At 68.9% G+C, this 20717-nt stretch carries 18 protein-coding genes; 10 read left to right on the forward strand and 8 right to left on the reverse strand.

Going from position 1 to position 20717, the window contains the following annotated elements:
- Window positions 1-3 precede the first annotated feature (3 nt).
- The 8 genes from ALI144C_RS09990 to ALI144C_RS10025 all read right to left on the reverse strand — a co-directional run bounded on the left by ALI144C_RS09990 (window position 4) and on the right by ALI144C_RS10025 (window position 10580).
- Window positions 4-1629, reverse strand: coding sequence for an FAD-dependent monooxygenase (locus ALI144C_RS09990; RefSeq protein WP_076986753.1), 1626 nt, complete (start codon window positions 1627-1629; stop codon window positions 4-6).
- A gap of 10 nt (window positions 1630-1639) precedes the next feature.
- Complete coding sequence (locus ALI144C_RS09995; RefSeq protein WP_237774078.1) at window positions 1640-2173, reverse strand: cupin domain-containing protein; 534 nt, start codon at window positions 2171-2173, stop codon at window positions 1640-1642.
- Window positions 2170-3384 carry a cytochrome P450 gene (locus ALI144C_RS10000; RefSeq protein ID WP_237774079.1) on the reverse strand — a complete coding sequence of 405 codons (1215 nt, stop codon included), beginning with the start codon at window positions 3382-3384 and terminating at the stop codon, window positions 2170-2172. Before ALI144C_RS10000 ends, ALI144C_RS09995 begins: the two co-directional genes overlap by 4 nt.
- Window positions 3381-4511, reverse strand: a complete 1131-nt coding sequence (locus ALI144C_RS10005) for a type III polyketide synthase (protein ID WP_076986754.1) — start codon at window positions 4509-4511, stop codon at window positions 3381-3383. Before ALI144C_RS10005 ends, ALI144C_RS10000 begins: the two co-directional genes overlap by 4 nt.
- Before the next feature lie 136 nt (window positions 4512-4647).
- The gene (locus tag ALI144C_RS10010; protein ID WP_076986855.1) at window positions 4648-5841 is read right to left on the reverse strand and encodes a cytochrome P450; all 1194 of its coding nucleotides are present in this window, start codon (window positions 5839-5841) and stop codon (window positions 4648-4650) included.
- A 5-nt stretch (window positions 5842-5846) separates the two neighbouring features.
- Window positions 5847-7019, reverse strand: a complete 1173-nt coding sequence (locus ALI144C_RS10015; protein WP_076986755.1) for a cytochrome P450 — start codon at window positions 7017-7019, stop codon at window positions 5847-5849.
- Window positions 7016-10096, reverse strand: a complete 3081-nt coding sequence (locus tag ALI144C_RS10020; protein WP_076986756.1) for an amino acid adenylation domain-containing protein — start codon at window positions 10094-10096, stop codon at window positions 7016-7018. The genes ALI144C_RS10015 and ALI144C_RS10020 overlap by 4 nt, the downstream gene beginning before the upstream one ends.
- A 31-nt stretch (window positions 10097-10127) precedes the next feature.
- Window positions 10128-10580, reverse strand: coding sequence for a pyridoxamine 5'-phosphate oxidase family protein (locus tag ALI144C_RS10025; RefSeq protein WP_076986757.1), 453 nt, complete (start codon window positions 10578-10580; stop codon window positions 10128-10130).
- 458 nt (window positions 10581-11038) lie between these two features.
- On the opposite strand from ALI144C_RS10025, the gene queC reads away from it, so the two are divergent.
- The 10 genes from queC (at window position 11039) to ALI144C_RS10075 (ending at window position 20708) form a co-directional block, all read left to right on the forward strand.
- Window positions 11039-11749 (forward strand): 7-cyano-7-deazaguanine synthase QueC, encoded by a 711-nt coding sequence (queC, locus tag ALI144C_RS10030; protein ID WP_076986758.1) that lies wholly within the window; start codon window positions 11039-11041, stop codon window positions 11747-11749.
- Complete coding sequence (locus ALI144C_RS54240) at window positions 11746-12222, forward strand: 6-pyruvoyl trahydropterin synthase family protein (RefSeq protein WP_076986759.1); 477 nt, start codon at window positions 11746-11748, stop codon at window positions 12220-12222. Before queC ends, ALI144C_RS54240 begins: the two co-directional genes overlap by 4 nt.
- The gene (locus ALI144C_RS10040; protein ID WP_237774080.1) at window positions 12219-12989 is read left to right on the forward strand and encodes a 7-carboxy-7-deazaguanine synthase QueE; all 771 of its coding nucleotides are present in this window, start codon (window positions 12219-12221) and stop codon (window positions 12987-12989) included. Before ALI144C_RS54240 ends, ALI144C_RS10040 begins: the two co-directional genes overlap by 4 nt.
- Window positions 12986-13576 (forward strand): GTP cyclohydrolase I, encoded by a 591-nt coding sequence (gene folE, locus ALI144C_RS10045; protein ID WP_076986760.1) that lies wholly within the window; start codon window positions 12986-12988, stop codon window positions 13574-13576. The genes ALI144C_RS10040 and folE overlap by 4 nt, the downstream gene beginning before the upstream one ends.
- A gap of 66 nt (window positions 13577-13642) precedes the next feature.
- On the forward strand, window positions 13643-14017 hold the full coding sequence (locus ALI144C_RS10050; RefSeq protein WP_076986761.1) for an RIP homotypic interaction motif-containing protein: 375 nt from the start codon (window positions 13643-13645) through the stop codon (window positions 14015-14017).
- A gap of 9 nt (window positions 14018-14026) precedes the next feature.
- Window positions 14027-16330 (forward strand): tetratricopeptide repeat protein, encoded by a 2304-nt coding sequence (locus ALI144C_RS10055; protein WP_076986762.1) that lies wholly within the window; start codon window positions 14027-14029, stop codon window positions 16328-16330.
- Window positions 16331-16465: 135 nt separating this feature from the next.
- A complete protein-coding gene (locus ALI144C_RS10060) occupies window positions 16466-17425 on the forward strand; it encodes an aldo/keto reductase (RefSeq protein WP_076986763.1) in 960 nt (319 codons plus the stop codon).
- 96 nt (window positions 17426-17521) lie between these two features.
- The gene (locus tag ALI144C_RS58990) at window positions 17522-17713 is read left to right on the forward strand and encodes a serine hydrolase (protein WP_441297547.1); all 192 of its coding nucleotides are present in this window, start codon (window positions 17522-17524) and stop codon (window positions 17711-17713) included.
- Window positions 17714-18075: 362 nt separating this feature from the next.
- Window positions 18076-19320 (forward strand): MFS transporter, encoded by a 1245-nt coding sequence (locus ALI144C_RS10070; RefSeq protein ID WP_076986765.1) that lies wholly within the window; start codon window positions 18076-18078, stop codon window positions 19318-19320.
- Window positions 19321-19655: 335 nt separating this feature from the next.
- Window positions 19656-20708 carry an amidohydrolase family protein gene (locus ALI144C_RS10075; protein WP_143230553.1) on the forward strand — a complete coding sequence of 351 codons (1053 nt, stop codon included), beginning with the start codon at window positions 19656-19658 and terminating at the stop codon, window positions 20706-20708.
- Window positions 20709-20717 lie beyond the last annotated feature (9 nt).

Consider the following 20717-nt stretch of genomic DNA (forward strand, 5'->3'; position numbering starts at 1 on the left):
GGTTCACGACACCGTGACCGAGGTCCTGGCCTGCGTGCACAGCACCAGGTTCACCACATCCAGCAGCCGCTGTTCGACATTCCCGTGCGCGGCAACGGACACGGCACGCCACGCGACGAACCCATCCGGCCGGACGAGCACGATCCCGTCGGGGCCGATGCCGTAACGCTCGGTGAACCGGACGTCGACCGCACGGATGTCACCGTCGTCGGCGACCCGGTACCAGTCGACCTCCACTCCGGTTCTCGCCGCCACATAGGACGCGGCTCGCTCGTGTCCTTTGATCGCTTCGCCCGCAAGCACGACGAAGGACCGGCCAAACAAGTCCACAATGGACATCTCTTCGCCGGAGCGCTCCACCACCAGGTGCGGTGCCCTGGTTCCCGGCCGCGCGCTCGGGTTCGCGGGATCCTCCATCTTGACCGGGTTCCCGCCCGGTTCGCTGACGAACGCCCCGCTCGGGTACGTGTAGCCGTAGATCATCACTCCGAGCGGATCGACGTGCTCGCCAGTCGGCTTTCCCTGGACGGCGGCGTACCGCACGAGCAACTGCCGTACGGTCTCCTCGGCGACCGGGAGTCGTTCCGACTCATAGCTGTCCAACAGTTCAGGACCAGCGACGCGACGCCACACCAGCGCGAGTTTCCAGGCCAGGTTGTACACGTCCTGGACGCCCGCGCCCGCGCCGAAAGCCGCGATCGGTGGCATCGTGTGCACGGAGTCACCGGCCAGCAGCACCCTGCCCTCCTGCCAGCGGTCGGCGACCCGGCCGGAGATCTCCCACGGCGCGTTGGCGATCTCCTCGATCTCCAGCGGCAGGTCCGGCACGCCGACGGCGGCGCGGACCAGGTCGGTGCAGCGTTCCTCGGTGAACGCGGCGAGGTCTCCCGACCAGTCCGGGGGCATGCCGATGGCCAGCCGCCACAGGCGGTCACCGTCCATCGACACGACGCTTCCGCTCACCGCGGGGTTCTTGACCACCAGAACCCGCATCTTCCTGCCGCGCATCGGCTCGGTCAGGTCTGCCCGGAAGTAGACGTTCACCAGACGGGTCAGCGTCCCCGGCCCGTGCTGCCCGATGCCGAGCATCTCCCGTATCGGGCTCTTGGCGCCGTCCGCCGCGATCATGTACTCGGCGAACACCCGGTACTCGCGCCCGGTGGCACCGTCACGCAGCACGCCGACGACACCGTCGCGGTGTGCTCGCAGCTCCGCCAGTTCGGTGTGGAAACGCAGATCCGTGCCGACTTCTTGGGCCCTGGCATGCAGGATCCGTTCGAGTTGGTCCTGGTCGATCGGGGCGAACCCACACGGTCCGCACCCGTCGAGGTCCTCCCCCGCGGCCGGGGGCAGCCGGGTGTGCTCCGTTCCCGCCAGGCTGTCGGCGTGCACGACGAGGTCGTGGTCCGCCACCGGGGAGCTGACCGCCCTGATCCGGTCCTCGATGCCCGCCGCCCGGTACAGCTCGACCGTGCGCGGGTTGATGGCCCGGACCTTCGGCAGCCCGACCGTGCCGGGATGTCGTTCGACCAGCATCGCGGGAACACCGTGCCAGGCGAGGAAGACAGCGGCCGACAGGCCCGTCAGCCCGCCGCCGACGATGAGTACGGGAACTCTCGTGTCGCCCATGTCTCGCCCTTCATTCGCCGTACCGCAACGGAGTCAGTTGCTGGATGTCGTAGCGTTCACGCAGCCGGGCGATGGCCTCGTGGTCGACCGGCCCGCCGCTTTGCAGGATGTCGAGCAGCTCCTCGAAGTACCGCTCGTGATCGGGCGGTGGCGACGCCTGGAACAGCATCCGCACCGGATCGGACGTGGCGTTGGTGAAGGCGTGCGGGCAGCCGGGCGGCACCAGGATCAACGTACCCGCTCCCGCGCGCACGGCCCGCTCCCCCGACAGGGACTCCCACTCCCGCCAACTGTCCGGGGTGCGGACCTTCGGCTCGAACGCGAGCACGTCCAACTCGCCTTCGAGCACGTAGAACAGCTCCTCGCTGCGGGCGTGCACGTGGGCGCCGACGTCGAACCCCGGCGGCACCTTGACCTCGAAGGTGGACGCGGCCGACGAGTGCGCGCCGGTGACCTTGAACGTGACCTCCTGCGCGCCGGTGGCGATCGTGCGCCCGGCTCCCGGCGGCACGATCAGGCCTTCCCGCAGGTCCGCCGCGGTCACCAGGCGACCGGCAGGGTCTCGGGGCCGCGGATGAGCGCGGCGCGTTGCCAGCGGACTTCCCCGACCGGCACCGCCAGGCGCAGCCGTGGCAGCCGGTCGAGCAACGTGGACACCATGACCTGGGACTCCATCCGCGCCAACGCCGACGCCACGCAGTGGTGCGGTCCGTGGCCGAAGGACACGTGCGGGTTGAAGGTCCGGTCGAAGTCGAGGTGCTCGGGATCGTCGAACACGTCTGGGTCGCGGTTGGCCGTGAGGTAGGACGCGTAGATCGCCTCGCCCGCGCGGATGACCACGTCGCCCACTGCCACGTCCTCGGTCGCGATCCGGGACAGGCCGACGCCGCTGCGATGCGGGATCCACCGCAGCAACTCCTCGATCGCCTGCGGCAGCAGCCCCGGCTCGGCACGCAGCCGCGCCATGTGCCCGGGGTGTGTCAGCAGGGCGTACATCATGTTGCCGGTGTTGTTGCGTACCGCGTGCGCGCCGCTGACCTGGATCAGCACGGCGAGGCCAACCGCTTCCTTCAGCGTGAGCTCTCCCCGCTCGATCGCTGACGACAGCAGGCTCAACAGCTCGTCTTCGTTGCCGCTCGCCGGTTGTGACAGGCGCGCGGTGAAGTAGGCGCCGACCTCGGCCTTCGCCCGTTCACTGCGCTCACGGCCGTGCCCGGCCGACAACAGGACGCCGGACCACTCCGCCATCGCGGGCCGGTGGTGTTCCGGCACGCCCATCAGGTCGCTCACCACCGCCAGCGGAAGCGGGTTGTGGACGTGTTCCATCAAATCGGCCGGGGAACCCCGCCGCTGCATGGCGTCGACCAGTTCGTGCATCCGTCGCCGGGTTCGTGCCCGCAACGCCTCGACGCTCCTGGCGCTGAACGCCTTGGCCGCCGCGCGCCGCAGGCGCGTGTGTTCGGGCGGGTCCGCGAAACCCACGGCGTCGTCGAGCGGGATGAAGTGCGGGGCGAGCCGGGTGACCGACCGGCCCAGCACGGCCTGCCTGCTGAACCGCGGATCGGAGGTGACGAACCGGACGTCGGCGTACCGGGTCACCAGCCACGCGTATCCGTCGCCGTTGGGCAGCCGGACCCGTGCGATCGGCTCGTCCCGCAGCAACTCGGCCAGCAGTGGATCGAAGTCGGTTGCCGGCAGATCGGGCACATCCCAGAAGCGCACGGGATGCGTCATACTCGTCGACTCGGTGGTCACAGGCGGTCCGCTCCTTCCAAGGGCGCGACAGGTCGAGACGACCGGGGCTGGGGAACCTCGGAGTGGGCGAGTCCGGCGCGCACCGACATCCAGGTGCCGAGTGCGCTTTCGGCGGTGATGCCCGGACCGAATCCCGCGATCAGGCCCCTGTGGCCCTGGACGGCGGTTCCTTCCTCGAACATCCGGCGCACGGCGTCGATCACGACGGCGCTGGCGATGTTGCCGTACTCGGTCAGCGTGGCCCGGCTGAACCGGAACGCCTCCGGTTCCACGTGCAGGAACCGGGACAGGTCGTCGAGGATGCGCGGTCCACCGGCGTGCACGATGTAGAAGTCCAGCTGCGAGGCGTCCCAGCCGTGTCCTTTCGCCAAGGTCACCAACGCGGGCGCCAGCGGTTCCATGGTGGTGGGCACCCGTTTGTCCAGCAGGAAGTGGAAGCCCGTTTCCCGGACGCTGTACGCGATCCAGTCCTCGGTGTCGGGCACCAGGTGCGACCTGTTGCGCACCAGCTTGATGCCCTCGCCGCCTTCGCCCCGCACCGCCACGGCGGCGACGGCATCACCGAAGAGCCCGTTGCTGAGCAGTGAACCGACGCCGACATCACCCGGCTGGTAGCACAACGAACAGAACTCGCAGGACACGATCAACGCGTTGGCATAGGGATAGGCGGTGCAGAAGTCGTGGGCGCGGTTGATCGCGGCGCCTCCGGCGGCACATCCCAACTGCGCCATGGGCATCTGCCGGGTGTCCGATCGGAAGCCCAACGTGTTGATCATCCAGGCCGTCAGCGACGGCATCATGAATCCGGTGCAGGACACGTAGACGATCAGATCTATGTCCGCGCTGGACAGCCCCGCGTTGTCCAGCGCGGTGCGCACGACGGTGGGAACACGGGCCTTCGCCTCCCGCTCGTAGATTTCGTTCCGTTCTCGGAAACCGGGGTGCCGCAACGTCGTCTCGATCGGTTGGATGATGTGCCGCTTGCGCACGCCGGTGTTCTCGATCAGCCGCAGCGCCAGTGGCAGCTGCGCGTGGTCGGCGTGGATGGAACGCGCGAGGGCGAGCGTTTCCTCAGCGGTGATGACGTGTTCGGGAACGGCGACCGCTGGTCTGCACAAGGTAGCCATGAGGCTCCTTTCCTTTCCCCACCAACATACTTTCCGTGCCCGGCCGAACAAGTACTCGTTGTGATGAAACGGCTTCCCCGTCGAGTGCCGCACCGCACACTTTCTGTCCATTGTCGACTGGACGTAACCGTTTCCGTCACCAGTAAACCGGAACGCGCTCGGGAATTATGGCCATTCGGTTGGGCGCCCACGCGATGTCCGCGACGGGAACGGCGAGCCTCAGGCGAGGCAGGTGGTGCACCAGGACCTGGATGGCGACCGCCGACTGCCTGCGGACAAGGTGGCCGCCAGGACAGTGGTGGCGGCCATACCCGAAGCGCAGGTGCGGATTGGGGCTGCGAGCGGGGTCGAAGACCTCGGGTTCGGCGAAGGCGGCCGGGTCGAAGTTCACCGCGTCGAGGGACACCATGATCAGGTCTCCCTGCCTGACGAACACGTCCCCGAGCGGACCGTCCTCCGTGACGTAACGCTGGATGGCGTTGCCCAGGACGACACTGCACCGCAGGAGTTCTTCCACGCAATGGGCCGTCATGTCCGGCCGGTGCCGCAGGGTGTCCATCACGGTCGGCTGCTCGAGGAGTTTCACCACCGCGACGCCGAGGAAGCTGGCGAAGTCCTCGTATCCGCTGACGTACAGCAATGCCGCGATGTTGGCGAGTTCGACGTCGTCGAGGACGCGGTGGCGATCGTTGAGGACGGCGATCCGGTCGAGCAGGCCCCGTGGGCGGTCCAGCCGGGTGCGGATGTGCGCGAGCATGTAGTCGCGGAGCTCGTCCCAGTTGCGGGCGAGTTCCTCGTTGGTCGGCGTCTTCATGGTCAGGTCGAGATCGGCGCGCGGTGCCAGCCAGTGGTGGTCCTTGATGGGCAGGCCGAGCAGGCGGTGCATGCAATGGCTGGCGACCCATTCGGCGAAGTACCGATGCAGATCGCCGGGATCACCGTTGCCGGTCATCGCGTCCAGACCGGCACGGGTGACGTGCGCGACCCAGCCGGATGGCAGGTCGGGTTGGTGGCGGCCCAGTGCCTTCAGGACCTCGTCACGCAGACCGGCGCGGTGCAGGTAGTCCATGGCGCCCATCAGTTCCGGCGCGAGGATCGGCGCGTCCTGCACGGGGCTTCCTTCTTCGGCCAGCACCTGTCGGCCGAACCTCCGTTCCCGCAGGACGTGCCGGGCCAGGTCGTAGCCGGTGACCAGCCACGCTTCCCCGCCCGCGTTGGTCCTGACCTTCGCGACGGGGCAACGACGCTGCAGATCGCTCAGCTCCGGCGCGAGCCTGTCGCCCCGGTCGCTGAACGGGTAGTGCGGCAAAACCTGTTCGGGCGTCGCCACCGGCTTCACCTGTCCCAACGGACAAGCAGGCGCGCCGGTGCACGCAACGGTGTCGATTCGTCCCACGGGATCACGTCGGGTGGTTCGTCGAGTTGGAGACCGGGCAACCGCCGCAGCAACACCTCCAGTGCGACAGTGAGTTGCAGGCGGGTCAGGTGGGCGCCGGTGCAGTGGTGTGGTCCACGGCCGAACGTGGTGTGCGGATTGGGGCTCCTGGCGAGGTCCAGGTCGTCGGGATCGGTGAACGCGGCCGGGTCGCGGTTGGCCGAGGCGATGACGGGCAGGACCGCGTCACCGGCCCGGATCCGCCTGCCGCGCAGCGTGAGATCCTCCTGGGCCACCAGGATGTTGATGGCGTTCATCAGCGGGACGTAGCGCAACAGTTCCTCCACCGCCGTCGGGATGCGCGCGGGGTCGGCCCGCAACAGCCCGAGCTGGCCGGGATGGGTGAGCAGCACCAGCAGCGCGTTGCCGGTGTGCTGGATGTTCGTCTTGTAACCCGCCATGAGCATGGTGACCACGAAGCTGACGACGTCGTCACGGGTCAGGCGACTGAGCAGCAAGCAGATGTAGCTGTCATCGGGCTCGTGTTCCTTGCGACTGACCAGTTCGCTGGCGTAGTCCTGTAGTGCGTACAAGGCGGCGAGCACGTCGTCCATGGGCAGGCCCGCCGCGCTGAGCAGGGTGAGCGTGTGCGGCAGGAAGGTGTCACGGTCCTCGTAGGGCAACCCGACCGTCTCGCACAACACCCGCAACGGCAGTGGCTCCACAAAGGACGGGACGAGGTCCGCCGTCGTGCCCGCGCCCGTCATGACGTCGACCAGCCCGTCGGCGATCGCGCGGATGCGGGGGACCATGAAACGCAGACGTGGCCGGGTGAACAGCGGCAGCACCGCCCGGCGCACCCGGTGGTGCTGTCCGCCGGTCATCTCCAGGAACGTCGGCAGGCACGCGGGCGGCTGCGCGCCCTCGCGGACGGGCCACGCCGACAGCAGTGGCCGGACGAGTCGCGGATCGGCGAACGCGGCACGGACATCGTCGTACCGGCTCAGCAGCCACCCGGTTTCACCGTTGGCCAACCGGGCTTGCACCACCGGCTCGTCGACCCGCAGGCGCGCGTAGGCACGAGGGGGCCCTGCCGTACCCGGGTCGGGCGCCGGTACCGGGATGAGCGTCATACCAGATCCTTGGAGTCGGATTCCCGACGCTGCCGCGGCCGGGGAATGTAGCCGGAGTCGAAGAAGTACTCCAGGTAGCGGTCGAGCAGAGCGGCGTCGACAGGCGGGCAGTGCAGGCCGCTGCCCGCCATCGCCTGTTCGAGGTTGCGCCTGCCCAGGCACGGGAAGGTCCCGTCCAGGTACATCTCCTTGACCGAGATGTCGGCCTTGTGCCCGCGGTCGACGCACAGGGACACGAACGGCGCGGTGGGGCTGGTGGGATTCTGGGCGACGTGCCGTACCAGTTCACCGACCCATTGCTGGTACGGCAGCATCCGAAGGGCGAAGCCCGCGGCACGCATGCGTTCGAGGACGTCGGCCAACAGGGCCGGTCGCGGATTGGTGAGGTGGTAGACGCGATCGCTCGCCCGCTGCCGGGTGGCGACGTGCACGACGGCTTCGGCGACGTAGTCGACCGGCACGAAGTCCATCGGCAGGGCGATGTCGGGCGCGAGGCCGGTCTCGGCGATGGTCTTGAACAGCGAGCAGATCGCCGTGTCGGTGTTGCACGCGCCGTGCCACCGGTCGCCGGTGATCTCGTACGGCCGGTAGACGGCGGTCGGCAACCCCTGGGACGCGGCTTGGCGCAGCAGTCCCTCGGCCACCCATTTGCTTTCCGCGTAGCCCATGCTGAGCCGGTCGGCGTGACACAGCTCGGTGTCCTCGTCCACGTGCCGGACGCCCGCGGTGCCGAATCCGGCCAGGACCGCGATGGTGGACAGGAAGTGCACCGGCACCCGCCGGGGCCCGGCCAGCCGGATGATCTCCCTCGTGCTCTCCACGTTGGCTGCCCGCAACGCCTCGTAGGGATAGAGGAAGTTGACCTGGGCGGCGTTGTGCACCACCAGGTCCAGACGCCCTGCCAGCTCCGCGACGTGGCCGGGCGACATGCCCAGTCCCGGCGCCGCCAGATCCGCCGGAAAGCACACCACCCGGTCCCATGCCGTGTCCGGCAGGCGCAGCCCGTATCGGCCAAGGGCGGCCCGCACTCGCCGCTCGGCGTGCGCGGATGTCGTTGCCCGCACGGGAAGGTGCACACGGGCGGGTGTCGCGAGCAGCAGGCGGCGCAGCAGAAAAGCACCGACGAACCCCGTGGCACCGGTGAGCAGCACCTCCGACGGGTTCTCCGGCCGGGGTGCCGGTCCCTGGACGTCGGGAAGGACGAGTCCGAGTTCCCGCTCACGAACGAAGTCGACCGTCGCGACAGGAGTCGTGGTGCCGGTGCCGCGCACAGCGCGCACGGCTTCGGCGAACCCGGCCAGCGTTGGCGTGTCCAGCAGGGACCTGATCAGGCTGGAGCCGAAGGTGGCGTCGATGTTGAGCACCGCGAGTGTGCGGGTGACGATCTCGGAGGCGAGCAGCGAGTCACCACCGATGGCGAAGAAGTCGTCCTCGGGGGCGGGACGCTCCCGCAGGACCAGCTCCCACACGTGCGCGATCGCGTCGAGCACACCCTCGACCGGTGCCGCGGCGCCCGGCGTCGCCGCGTTGACCGACAACCGCTTCCGGTCGACTTTTCCGCTGCCGCCGACCGGGAACTGGCGCATCGCGACCAGGAGCGGGACGGCTTGGCTGGGCAGCCACTGCGCGCAGTAGGCGCGCAACGCGTCCAACGGCAACGGGTCGCCGGGTTCCGCGGCGGTGAGGTACGCGACCGGACGGTCCCCGTCGAGCTCCACCGCGGCCTCACCGACAGCGGGATGGATACGCAGCCGAGCCTCGATCTCGTCGAGTTCGATGCGGTGCCCGCGCAGCTTCACCTGGCGGTCCAGCCGTCCCCGGTACTCCAGCAGCCCGTCGTGCGCCCGCACAGCACGGTCCCCGGTGCGGTAGAGCCGTTCGCGCCGCCCGTCGACGGCCACCGTCACGAACCGCTCGGCGGTCAGCTCCGCGTCGCCGGCGTACCCCACGGCCAGACCATCGCCGCCGACGTACAACTCGCCTTCCTCGCCCGGCGCGGCCACAGTGCGGTCCGAGCGCAGGACATAAGCGGTGGAGGCGCCGAAAGGCCTGCCGATGGGAACGCCCCTGTCCTGCGCGGGCGCGGTCCGCAGGACGTGGGCGGTGGAGACCACCGTGTTCTCCGTGGGCCCGTAGAAGTTGACCACGGTGGTGTCCGGGCACGCTGCCATGACGGTCGCGGCGAGACTGGCGTCCATCGCCTCACCGCCCGCGGACACGAAACGCAGCCCGCTCAGCGCCCGCGGACGCGTCCTGGCCACGTGGTGGAAGACGCTGGTGGTCAGGTACGCGACCGTCACCCCGTTGTCACGCAACACATCCTCCAGCGCCGGCGGTGAAACCAGGTCGGCTCGGTCGACCAGGACCAGGCACGCACCGGTGAGCAGCCCGTTCCAGATCTCGATCGTGGACGCGTCGGAGGACAGGCTGTAACCGTGCAGCACCCGGTCGCCGGGACCCGGTGGCGGCAGCTCCGGATCGGACAGCACCAGGCGGACGACACCACGGTGGGTGATCACCACGGGTTTGGGGCGACCGGACGAGCCGGACGTGAACATCACGTAAGCACAGTCCGTGCCAGGGGAAGACGCCGCACGCCTGGTCTGGTTCGGCACGTGACCGGGTGGATCGGCGGATACCGCCCGTGACACGGGATCGACGTCGACGAAGGTCCGCGGGCCACGCGGGCGTCTGGCGCCGGGCAGCATCACCACCGCGTGCACGTCGCCGTCCTCGACCATCACGCGCAACCGGGCAGGCGGGAGTTCCTCGTCGAGCGGCACATAGGCACAACCGGCTTTGAGCACACCCAGCACAGCCACGAGTGCTTCCAGGCACCGTCCGCCACACACTCCGACAGCCGAACCTGGTTCGACGCCGTGGTCGAGCAGCCGCGCAGCCACCTGATCGGAGCGAACGTCGAGCTGCGCGTAGGTCAGCTCACCGCCGCGGTGCCGTGCCGCTGGTGCGTGCGGGCGGGCGCCCACCTGTGCCTGGAACAGATCCGGCAGACTGCGGTCGCCGGGATAGGCTGGTGCGACTCGTGTGTGGCACGCGGGGACTTCGGCGGTTCTCATGTCGTCCTGTTCCCGTTGGTGTGTATGTCGATCACGACACGGTGCCGGCGAAGTCCGCGGCGAACGTCGCGAAGTTCGCCGTCCGCCAGTGCTGTGGCCGCATCCGGATCGCGATGTCGTCCGTCAACTGCTGCACGGTCGCTGCCAGGTAGGGGCCCGCTTCCCCTGGATCCAGGTACCGGTAGGCCATTGCCTCACGCTCGGCGGGCGGCACCGGATCGCTGACGGAGGTCACGGGGCCTTCCACGCTGACGTACCGGTACGGCGGGCTTTCATCCTGCACGCAGATGCTGAACCGCCCCGCCACACGCAGCAGCCGCGCTTTCACCGTCTCCCGGCCGGTCTGGACGACCAGGTCACCGCCGGGCGTGTACCTGTACCAGACAGGCACGAGCAACGGGGCGTGACCGTTTCGCGCGGTGGCCACGCCCAGCACTCCGACGTGGACGTCGGCCAGGAAAAATTCGCGTTCTTCATTCGACATAGCGGGAACCACACGACTCTCCCTGCATCGACTGTTACCTGTGATCCACCATGCCATGACCGCGGCATCACACAAGTAACCTAACCGGGGGATTCGCGTCATCAATAGGGCATTCCCGGTTCATTGCTCGAACGCGGCGAGGTACCGTCATTCGCATGCGACAGACCGCCTTACTTCATCACGTGTAGAAATCGACGCGAACGAACCGCGAACACCCCCGCCCAGGCCACGTCAACGCCACTGAACAGCGGCGTTGACGTCGACAGGAACACCTGGGCGGCATTTCAAACATGCGAAACGCGACATGGAATCCGCCCGCCCGGAATGGACAAATTCCGGACATCCCTCGATTGGTGAGACCATTTGACCACCCTCCGAATCCGGGCCGGTCGACGGCCAGTTCGATCACTCATCGACCGCGGCCGACGGCCACGATATTCCACGAAAGGTTGCCGCTCGTGAATGGCAATGGCGATCGAGGAGATTCGACGCTGGTTCTGCTGTCGGGTGGACTGGATTCCACCGTGCTGACGACAGAACTCCTGCGCACCGGGGCCGTCGTGCAGGCCGTCAGCGTCCACTACGGCCAGCGGCACGCCGTCGAACTGGAGGCAGCGGCCGCCGTCGCGAGCCGACTGGGGATCCCTCACGAGATCGTCGACCTCGGCGTGTTGCGGCAGCACCTCCGGTCCGCGCTCACCGGGGCGGGCGACATCCCCCACGGCCACTACACAGCCGACACCATGACGGCCACCGTCGTGCCCAACCGCAACGCGATCATGCTGATGGTGGCGGCAGGCATCGCGGCCGCGCGGGGCCTGAGGAGGGTGGCCACGGCCGTGCACTCCGGTGACCACCCGATCTACCCGGACTGCCGACCGGAGTTCATCGCCGCGGCGAACCTGGCGGCGATGCTCGGGACCGAGACCGTCCGCGTCGAGGCGCCCTACATGCGCTTGACGAAAGCCGAGATCGCGGCCAAAGGCGCACTGCACAACGCACCCATGGAACTGTCCTGGTCCTGCTACGAGGGTGGCGACTTCGCCGGGCGGCACTGCGGCCGGTGCGGCACATGCGTGGAACGCGCCGAGGCGTTTCACCTGGCCGGCGTGCGTGACCCCACCGACTACGCCGACACGGCGTTCTGGCGTGAGCAGGTGACCGTATGACAGACCGGTTGACAGGCCGTTTGACACAGCAGACGTCGGTACAGGTCCGGCACAACTTCGAAACCGCGCACCGGCTGCCCGAACTGGGCGGCAAGTGCGTCAACCTGCACGGCCACTCCTGGTGGCTGGAAGCGACCGTCACCGCGGTGACAGGTGATCCCGGCGAAGTGGTGTGCGAGTTCGGCGCGTTGAAAGTGGCGCTGCGCGAATGGGTGGACGTCAACCTCGACCACGGCACCATGCTCGGCGTCGCCGATCCGCTGCTGCCTGCGCTGGCCGACGCGGGCCGGGTGTTCGTGTTCGGCAAGGACGAACCAGCGGCCGATCTGCCGTGGCCGACCGTGGAAGCGACAGCACACCTGCTCACCCGGGTGACCACCACCATCGCCACCGATCTCGACCCCCGCCTCGTGGTGACGCACATGCGGGTGACCGAGACCCACGTCAACGCGGCGGAGGTGCACGCCTCGTGACCACCGGCATCCCCGTCGCGGGCAGCGGGCTCGCCCGGCACCGGCAGACTCTCCCGTTGTCCGAGGTGTTCGGTCCCACCTTCCAGGGGGAAGGCCCGTTCACCGGGTACCGGGCGCGGTTCGTCCGCCTCGGCGGCTGCAACCTGTCGTGCGGCACCGGCGACGCCCCGATGGTGTGCGACACCGAGTACACGTGGAACGCCGCGAAGTTCGACCTCGCCGTGGAGTGCCCGGAGATCCGGACGAGCACCATCCTGGAGCGCGCCGGGCGCATCAGCGCACCGATCTCGGTCCTGACCGGCGGCGAACCGATGACCCACCAGCGCAAGCCCGCGTTCACCGCGTTGCTGACCGGCTTGCGTGAGCTGGGTCAGGTGCACGTCGAGACCAACGGCACCATCCCGCCCACCCCGGCGGTCGGCGAACTGGTCGACCACTTCACGGTGTCGCCCAAGCTCGCCAACACCGGCGACCCGGCAGGCAGGCGGCTCAAACCCCGCGCACTGGCCGCGTTCGCCGCGGCGGCGCCGGGCAGGGCCGTGTTCAAGTTCGTGGCCGCGTCGCCCACCGATCTGACCGAAGTGGACAGACTCGTGTCGGAGTACTCGATCCCCCGCCGCGCGGTGTGGATCATGCCGGAAGGCCGCACCGCCGCCCGTGTGCTCGCGTGCCACCGATCGTTGGCGGACGCGATCCTCACGCGCGGTTACAACACCACGACCAGGCTGCACATGCTGCTGTGGCCAGAAGAGGACCGGGGACGATGACACTGACCGACCCAGCACTGGATCTGGACGTCCGGGCCCGCGCCGAGGACGGCGTCCGCGCCCTGCTCGAACTCGCCGGGGAGAACCCGAACAGGGCCGGTCTCGCCAGGACGCCAACCAGGTTCGTCGACGCGATGCTGGAGATGACAGCGGCTCCGGGCGATCCGGCCCAGTTCCTCGCCGTCCAGTTCGAGGACGTCGGGCCGGTCGACGAGATGGTCCACCTCGGACCGATTCCGTTCACTTCGGTGTGCGAACACCACATCCTGCCGTTCACCGGCCACGCCTGGGTCGCCTACCTGCCCAGCGCGGGACGAGTGGTCGGCCTGTCCAAGCTCGCCCGGCTCGTCGAGCACTACGCCCGCCGGCTCCAGGTCCAGGAACGCCTCACCGGCCAGATCGCGGACACCCTGATCGACCACCTCAACCCACGCGGCGCCGGAGTGATCCTGCGTGCCACCCACGCGTGCATGGCGCAACGCGGCATCAGCAAACCCGACGCGGTCATGACCACCTCGGCGCTCCGCCGTGCCTTTCGTGAGCAGCCCGCTGCCAGAGCGGAGTTCCTGGCGTTCGCAACACCTTGACCACCGGTGCCCGAATTCCGCATTTGTGCGGGAACGCCCGCACGGCTCGACCGATACCATCGCACCATGTTGGCCGACTCCGCCGAACTCGTGGTGGCAGCGCTGGGAGCAGGCGCCGCGGCAGGCGTGTCCGACACCGCGTCGACAGCCGTCAAGGACGCCTATTCCGGGTTGAAGTCCCTGACACGCAAGGCGTTGCGCCGCGACGGACGGGACGGTGAGCGGTTGCTCGCCGATCCGACCGCGCACCGCGACGAGCTCGTCGCGGCACTGACCACAGTGGACGCGGAGCCCGATGTCGACCTGGTGGCCGCGGCGAAGACCGTGCTGCACCTGACCGGGCACATCGACCAACGCGGGAAGTACGTCGTCGACGTGCACGACAACAAGGGTGTGCAAGTGGGCGACGGAAACACCATGACTGTCAGCCTCGACGACTAGGCCGCCGCTGTGAACCAGCGCCCTTCCACGTGGGGTGGCGAACAGCGACAGTCCAGGCTGAGCGCGTTCCTCGGCATCGACGTGCGGCACAACACCGGCGTCCAGGTCGGGGACGGGAACACGCAGATCATCCAAGCCGCGCCGCGGCTGGTGACGTGGCCCGCGCGGGTCGGCTTCCCACCCGTCGTCGCCGACCGGTACCAGGACCGGCACACCGCCCCGGAGTTCACCGCGCCGGAGGTGGTGCTCACCGGGCTGGGTGGCGTCGGCAAGACCCAGCTCGCCGCCCGGCACGCCAGGAAGGCGTGGGGAGACCAGGAACTCGACCTGGCGGTCTGGATCAACGCGGTCACGCGATCGGCGGTGGTCGCTGGTTACGCCGAGGCGGCCGTCCGCGCGATCGAGGGGACCGACCAGCGCGCCGCGCGGCGGAATCCCGAGCAGGTGGCGAGGGCGCTGCTGGCCTGGCTGGGAACGACCCGGCTGCGGTGGCTGATCGTCCTGGACGATCTGCGGGATCCCACCGACATGCGCGGCTGGTGGCCACCCCGTACCGCCACCGGGCAAGTGCTTGTCACCACGCGCAGGCGTGACGCGTCCCTGGTGCGGGAGGGGTGGCAACTCGTCGAAGTCGACGTGTTCACGGAGTCCGAGTCGGTGTCCTATCTGAGTGCGAAGATCCCCGACCAGGCGGAGTCCGAGCACGTGCGCGGTCTCGCCGACGACCTCGGGCACCTGCCGCTCGCGCTGGCGCAGGCCGCGGCGTTCATCGCCGACAAGCCCCTGCTCGACCTCGCCGCGTACCGGTCGAGGCTGGCCGACCGGCGCAAGACGCTGGCCCAGGTCATGCCCGCGGCGACGGAGGTGCCCGACGAGTACCGGGACACGGTGGCCGCGACCTGGTCGCTGTCGATCGAGCACGCGAACGGCCTGCGACCGGAAGGCCTCGCGCGGCCGGTTCTGGAGCTGGCGTGCCTTCTCGATCCAGCCGGGATCCCCACGAAGGTGTTCACGTTCAGCGCGGTCTGCGGTTACCTCCGCAGGTTGTTGGCACAGGACGTCGACGCCGACACCGTCGCCGACGCGCTCGGGTGCCTGCACCGGCTCAGCCTGATCACCCTCGACAAGAACGACCGGGTACGACGTGTCCGGGTGCACGCACTCGTCCAACGGGCCACACGGGACACGTTGGCGCCCGAACGCCTGCCCTTCCTCGCGCGCGCCGCCGCGGACGCGCTGCTGGAGATCTGGCCGGAGATAGAGACCGACACACCCCTTGCTCACGCGTTGCGGGCGAACACCGACGTGCTCTACAGCCATGCGTCGGCGCACTTGTGGGCCTCCGGCGGGCATCCGGTGCTGTTCAGAGCTGTGCGGTCGCTTGGCGAGGCAGGTCTGTTGGCCGCGGCCATCGACTATGCCGTGCGGCTGCGCGACGACGCTCGTCAGCACCTGGCGGCCGATCATCCCGACGCGATGGAGACACGGCAGAGCGTCGCCTACTGGCGGGGTGAAGCGGGAGACGCGGCCGGCGCCGTGAGTGAGCTCAAGACGTTGCTGGTCGACCACCAGCGCGTGCTGGGACCGGACCACCCCGCCACACTCACCACCCGCCACAACCTCGCCCGCTGGCGCGGCGAAACCGGAGACACCGCAGTCGCCGTCGCAGAATTCGAAACACTGCTGGTCGATCGGCGGCGGGTGCTGGGGCCGGATCACCCGCACACGCTCACCACCCGCTACAACCTCGCCCGCTGGCGAGCCGAGACCGGAGACGTGGCCGGAGCAGTGGCGGAGTTGTCGAAACTGCTGGCCGACCGGCGGCGGGTGCTGGGCCCGGACCACCCGCACACGCTCGCCACTCGGCACAACCTCGCACGGTGGCGTGCCGAATCGGGTGAACGGAACGAGGCTGTCCGGGAGCTTGAGGACCTGCTGGCGGACCACCTGCGCGTACTGGGCCCGAACCACCCGGAGACGTTGACCAATCGGCACAACCTCGCTCTCTGGCGGGAGATGGCCGGAGCCCCGGACCGAGCCATGGCCGAATTGAAGGACGTCCTCGCGGACCGGCGGCGGGTGCTGGGTCCGGATCATCCCCACACGCTCACGACGCGCGGCCTGATCGCGCTGATGCTGGGCCGGGCGGGCGACGCGGCGCAGGCAGTGCGGGAGTTCGAATCGTTGCTCGACGACCAGCAACGGATCCTGGGACAGCACCATCCGCACACCACGACCACGCGCGGCGACCTCGCCCACTGGAAGTCACGGCTCCAGGCGCGTGACGGGGCGGCGGAGGTGGACGACACCTGAACCGAAGGTGCGGGTCTCGAAAGTTCGAGGTCCCCGCTGTCCGGGGCGGGACTTTCGGGAAAACCCGATTGCCCCTTTCGAGCACTCCTGCCGAGCTGGGAATGCGGCTCACAAAACGCGTGGTTGACTCGATGGATGGCCAAGCTCCGCGCGCTCGCGTCCACCGACATCCTCGTTTCCCCGCTCTGCCTGGGCGGCAACGTCTTCGGCTGGACAGCCGACAAGGAGCAGTCGTTCGCGGTGCTCGACGCCTTCGTCGCCGCAGGTGGCAACTTCGTGGACACCTCCGACTCGTACATGAACTACTTCCCCGAGCAGGGCAACGTGCCGGGCCAGTCCGAGACCATCATCGGCGAATGGCTCGCCGCCCGCGGCAACCGCGACGACGTGGTCATCGCCACCAAGGTGGGAGACCACCCGGACTACTTCGGGATCGCGCCCGCGACCATCAAGGCCGCTGTCGAGGAGTCCCTGCGGCGACTGGGCACCGACCACATCGACCTCTACTACATCCACTACGACCGGGACGAGTCCATTCCGGTGGACGACGTCATCGGCGCGCTCGACGAACTCGTGCAGGCGGGCAAGGTGCGCGCCCTCGGCGCCTCCAACATCAGTCCCGAACGGCTCTCCGCGTACCTGGCCTTCTCCGACCGCGAGGGCCTCGCCCGGTTCGCCGCCCTGCAGCCGCAGTACAACCTCATCTCGCGCGACACCTACGAGGGCCCGCGCCGGGACATCGTGCAGCGCGAAGGGCTGGCCTGCGTCCCGTACTTCGCCCTCGCTTCCGGTTTCCTGACCGGCAAGTACCGCCCGGGGCAGACCGTTGAGAACGTGCGCAACATCCCCGGCATGGCCGGCGGTTACGCGGACACCGAACGCGGCGCGAAGGTGCTCGGCGCGTTGGATCAGGTCGCGTCGGCGCGGGGTGTGGAGATCGCCACGGTGGCGCTGGCCTGGCTCGCGCAGCAACCGACTGTGACTTCTATGATCGCCTCCGCGCGCACCCCCGAGCAGTTGCCCGCGCAGTTCGCTGCGGAGAACCTGCGGCTGTCGGAAGCCGAACTCCAGGCGTTGACCGCCGCCTCCGCCTGACTGGAAGTCTGATCCTTCGACAAAAGAACAAGGAGCACGCGTGTCCACACTCGACCGCGTCGTGTCAGATGCCGTTGCGCGGCAAACGCGCCATATCTGGTTGCGATGGTGGCCAACCGCGACGGTGTGCTGTGGCAGGGAAGTTCCGGCCACGCCAACCCCACTCACGACGCGGGGCCGGATACCGCGTTTCGCATCTTCTCGATGACGAAGGCGATCGGCAGCCTCGCCGCGTTGCTCCTCGTCGACAGGGGGACCTGGCCAACGACATCACAGCGTTGTTCATGACACAACTCCTGCCCTTCTGCGACCCTGTGTTCATGAGCGAGTACGCGACGTTCGAACAAGCCGTGGACCAGGAGTTCGTCAAGTAGCACACGCCCAGTCCATTGTGTGTTGTCCGAAGTCCCACTGCCGGTGCCCTGCCGGACGAAACACTGTCCGGACCTGGACTGGCGACCTGCGGTTGTTCAGACTGTTGCGCATCGACCTGAGCAGGGAGGGAGGTCGACGTGCGCAACCGCGACTTCTGAGAGTGACCGGCCGGACGGCTGGAAAGATCGCCCGCGGCGACGCCATGCCGTGGGCGATCCGTTACGTCGAGCAGGACAGAGCGACCGACGGGCCTTGCGGCTGGGGAAGGAAAAGCGGTGCGGCACGCGCCCCGACGTGAGGTGTTCGCGTCGCCGGAGTTCCGCGCGGTGTGGCTGGCGGACTTGCTTTCCGTTGCCGGGGACCAGATCGCCCGTGTCGGCCTCGCCGTCCTCGTCTACACCCGCACGAACTCGGCCGCACTCACCGCGCTCACCTACGCACTGACATTCCTGCCTGCTTTGTTCAGCGGTCCGCTGTCGACGGTCGCCGACCGGGTCCCGCGCCGCACCTTCATGGTCACGGCTGATCTCACCCGTGCCGTGCTCGTCGCGTCCATGGCTGTCCCGGACATCCCCTTGCCCGTGCTGTCCGCTCTCCTGCTGCTGACCCAGATCCTCGACCCACCTCACGCGGCGGCACGCAACGCGGCGCTGCGTGACATCTTCCCGACGCACGCGGCCGATCCGGACGACACCCACTACCGCAGCGCGGAAAGCATCCGCACCGTCACCTCCCAGATCGCGCAGCTCGCCGCCTTCCCGTCCGGTGGTCTGCTCGCCGCGATCAACCCCCAGGTCGCGTTGGCCGGAAACGCGCTCACGTTCGTCGTTTCGGCCGTCCTGGTCGGCTTGTTCGTCCGCCGGATGCCGCCCGCTGCCACGCCCGGCACGTCCTCCTACTGGAAAGCCATCCGCGACGCTCGCGGCACACTCCGTCACAACCCCCGGATACGCGCCATAGCCGCGATGGCAGCCCTGGCCGGTCTCACGGTCGTTCCGGAGGGCCTCGCCATCCCCTACGCCTCCGACGCGGGCGGCAACCCCGCCGCCGCGGGCTTGTTGATGGCCGCCGATCCATTGGGCAACACCCTCGGTGCCGCGGCGGTCCCGTTCCTCTCGGCAAGACTGCAACAGCGGATCATGGCGCCGTTGATCGCGGTCACCGGCATCCCGCTGCTGTTCGTCCTGCTGAGACCACCGCTCCCCGTGGCCGCCGTCCTGTTCCTGCTCTCCGGTGCGTGTGGCGCCTACCTGTTGATGAGCAAGACAACGCTGACCACCCTCACGCCGGAACCGCAGCGCGCGGGCTTGATCGGGCGGATCCGCGGCCGGGTCAACGTCTCGCAGGGAGTCGTGATCGTCGCCAGTGGAGCCGTTGCCGGGTGGATCGGTCCCGTACCCACCATCGCCCTCGCCGGTCTGCTGTGCCTGATCGCAGGCGCGTGCGTCACGGTGATGTGGCAGCGTGCCGTCCGATCGACATCTGCCCCGCCCCGGGACAGCAGCCCATCGGCCCGATGAGCGGCACTGGGCCCGAGGACGGCCGTTGTCGTTCCCGGGCCCCCTCCCCCGCAAGCTGCCGGAAACGGTCTTCGACGAGGGCGCCAAGCCGACCCGGCCGGGGGTGCGCCGGCCCCGCGAGCCGAGGGTCCGAACCGAGCCCCAGACGATTCGGACTCCAGCCTGCGATCGGCCGGCGCTTTCCCTCCTCTTGTCTATTCGATCTCGCTGTCGTCTCGATGACTGATCGATGACGCCGCCGTCAGCGGCACGTCAGAAAGCGGTGAATCGCCTGCTCGCGGCGTGCGTGTTCGGGTAGTGTTCGACGTGACCGGACCATCGCCGGGGGAGACGAAGTGGCCTTCAGGGTACGTGGGACGACATTGCCGGACCGGGCGAATCAGACGTTCGTCATAGACGGTGACCGGCTTCGAGTGGACCCGGAGTCCGAAGCCGAGCTGATCAGCGACGGCGGCTGGATCCTGCCTGGCCTGGTCGACATGCACACCCACCCGGGTACCGAGCAGCCAACGGACGTCTTCGACGAGGACCGGATGGTCCGGCACCTGCGTGCGCACCGCGACGCGGGCGTGCTCCTGGTGCGGACGCCCGGCTCCCAGGCCAGGATCCCCCAGTGGGTGCACGAGGACCCGGACCTGCCGCGTGTCCTCTCGGGTGGCCGCTGGCTGGCCACCCCGAACCGGTTCTTCCCCGGCGACTTCGGCCGCAGGATCACCGAGGACGAGCTGGTGACCGCCGCGGTCGAGGAGGCGACGGCGTCGTCGGGGTGGTGCAAGGTCATCGGCGACTGGGAATTCGGGGACCCGCCCGTCCCGCTGGAGCTGATGCGTGCGGTCGTCTCCGCCGTGCACGACGTCGGCGGCCGAGTCGCGGTGCACTGCCAGCACGCCGAGGGCTGCCGCAACGCCGTCCTCGCCGGTGCCGACAGCCTCGAACACGGCGTGCACCTCGAACTGGATCTGCTCGATCAGATGGCCGCCCAGGGCACGGCGCTGGTCCCGACGCTCACGACGTTCTCCGAGATGCTCGACGCGATCCGGGCACGGGAGCCGGGCCCGCGCCGCGACTGGATGCTCGAGGGCTGGGACCACCACCTCACGACGTCCATCCGCGCCGCGCACGCGGCAGGCGTGACCGTCCTCGCAGGCACCGACACCGACACCTTCGGCCGGATCAGCACCGAAGTCGACCTGCTGGTCCAGGCGGGCCTGCCGGTCGAGGCCGCGGTCGGCGCCGCCTCGTGGACCGCGCGGACGTGGCTGGGACAGCCCGGCATCACCGACGGCGCACCCGCCGACCTGGTGATCTTCGACGAAGATCCCACGACGGACCACACTGTGCTGGCCAACCCGAAGCGGATCGTCCTGCGGGGCCGCGTCGTCAAGTGAAACTGGAGG

The sequence above is a fragment of the Actinosynnema sp. ALI-1.44 genome, assembly GCF_001984155.1.
In the GTDB taxonomy this organism is placed as follows: domain Bacteria; phylum Actinomycetota; class Actinomycetes; order Mycobacteriales; family Pseudonocardiaceae; genus Kibdelosporangium.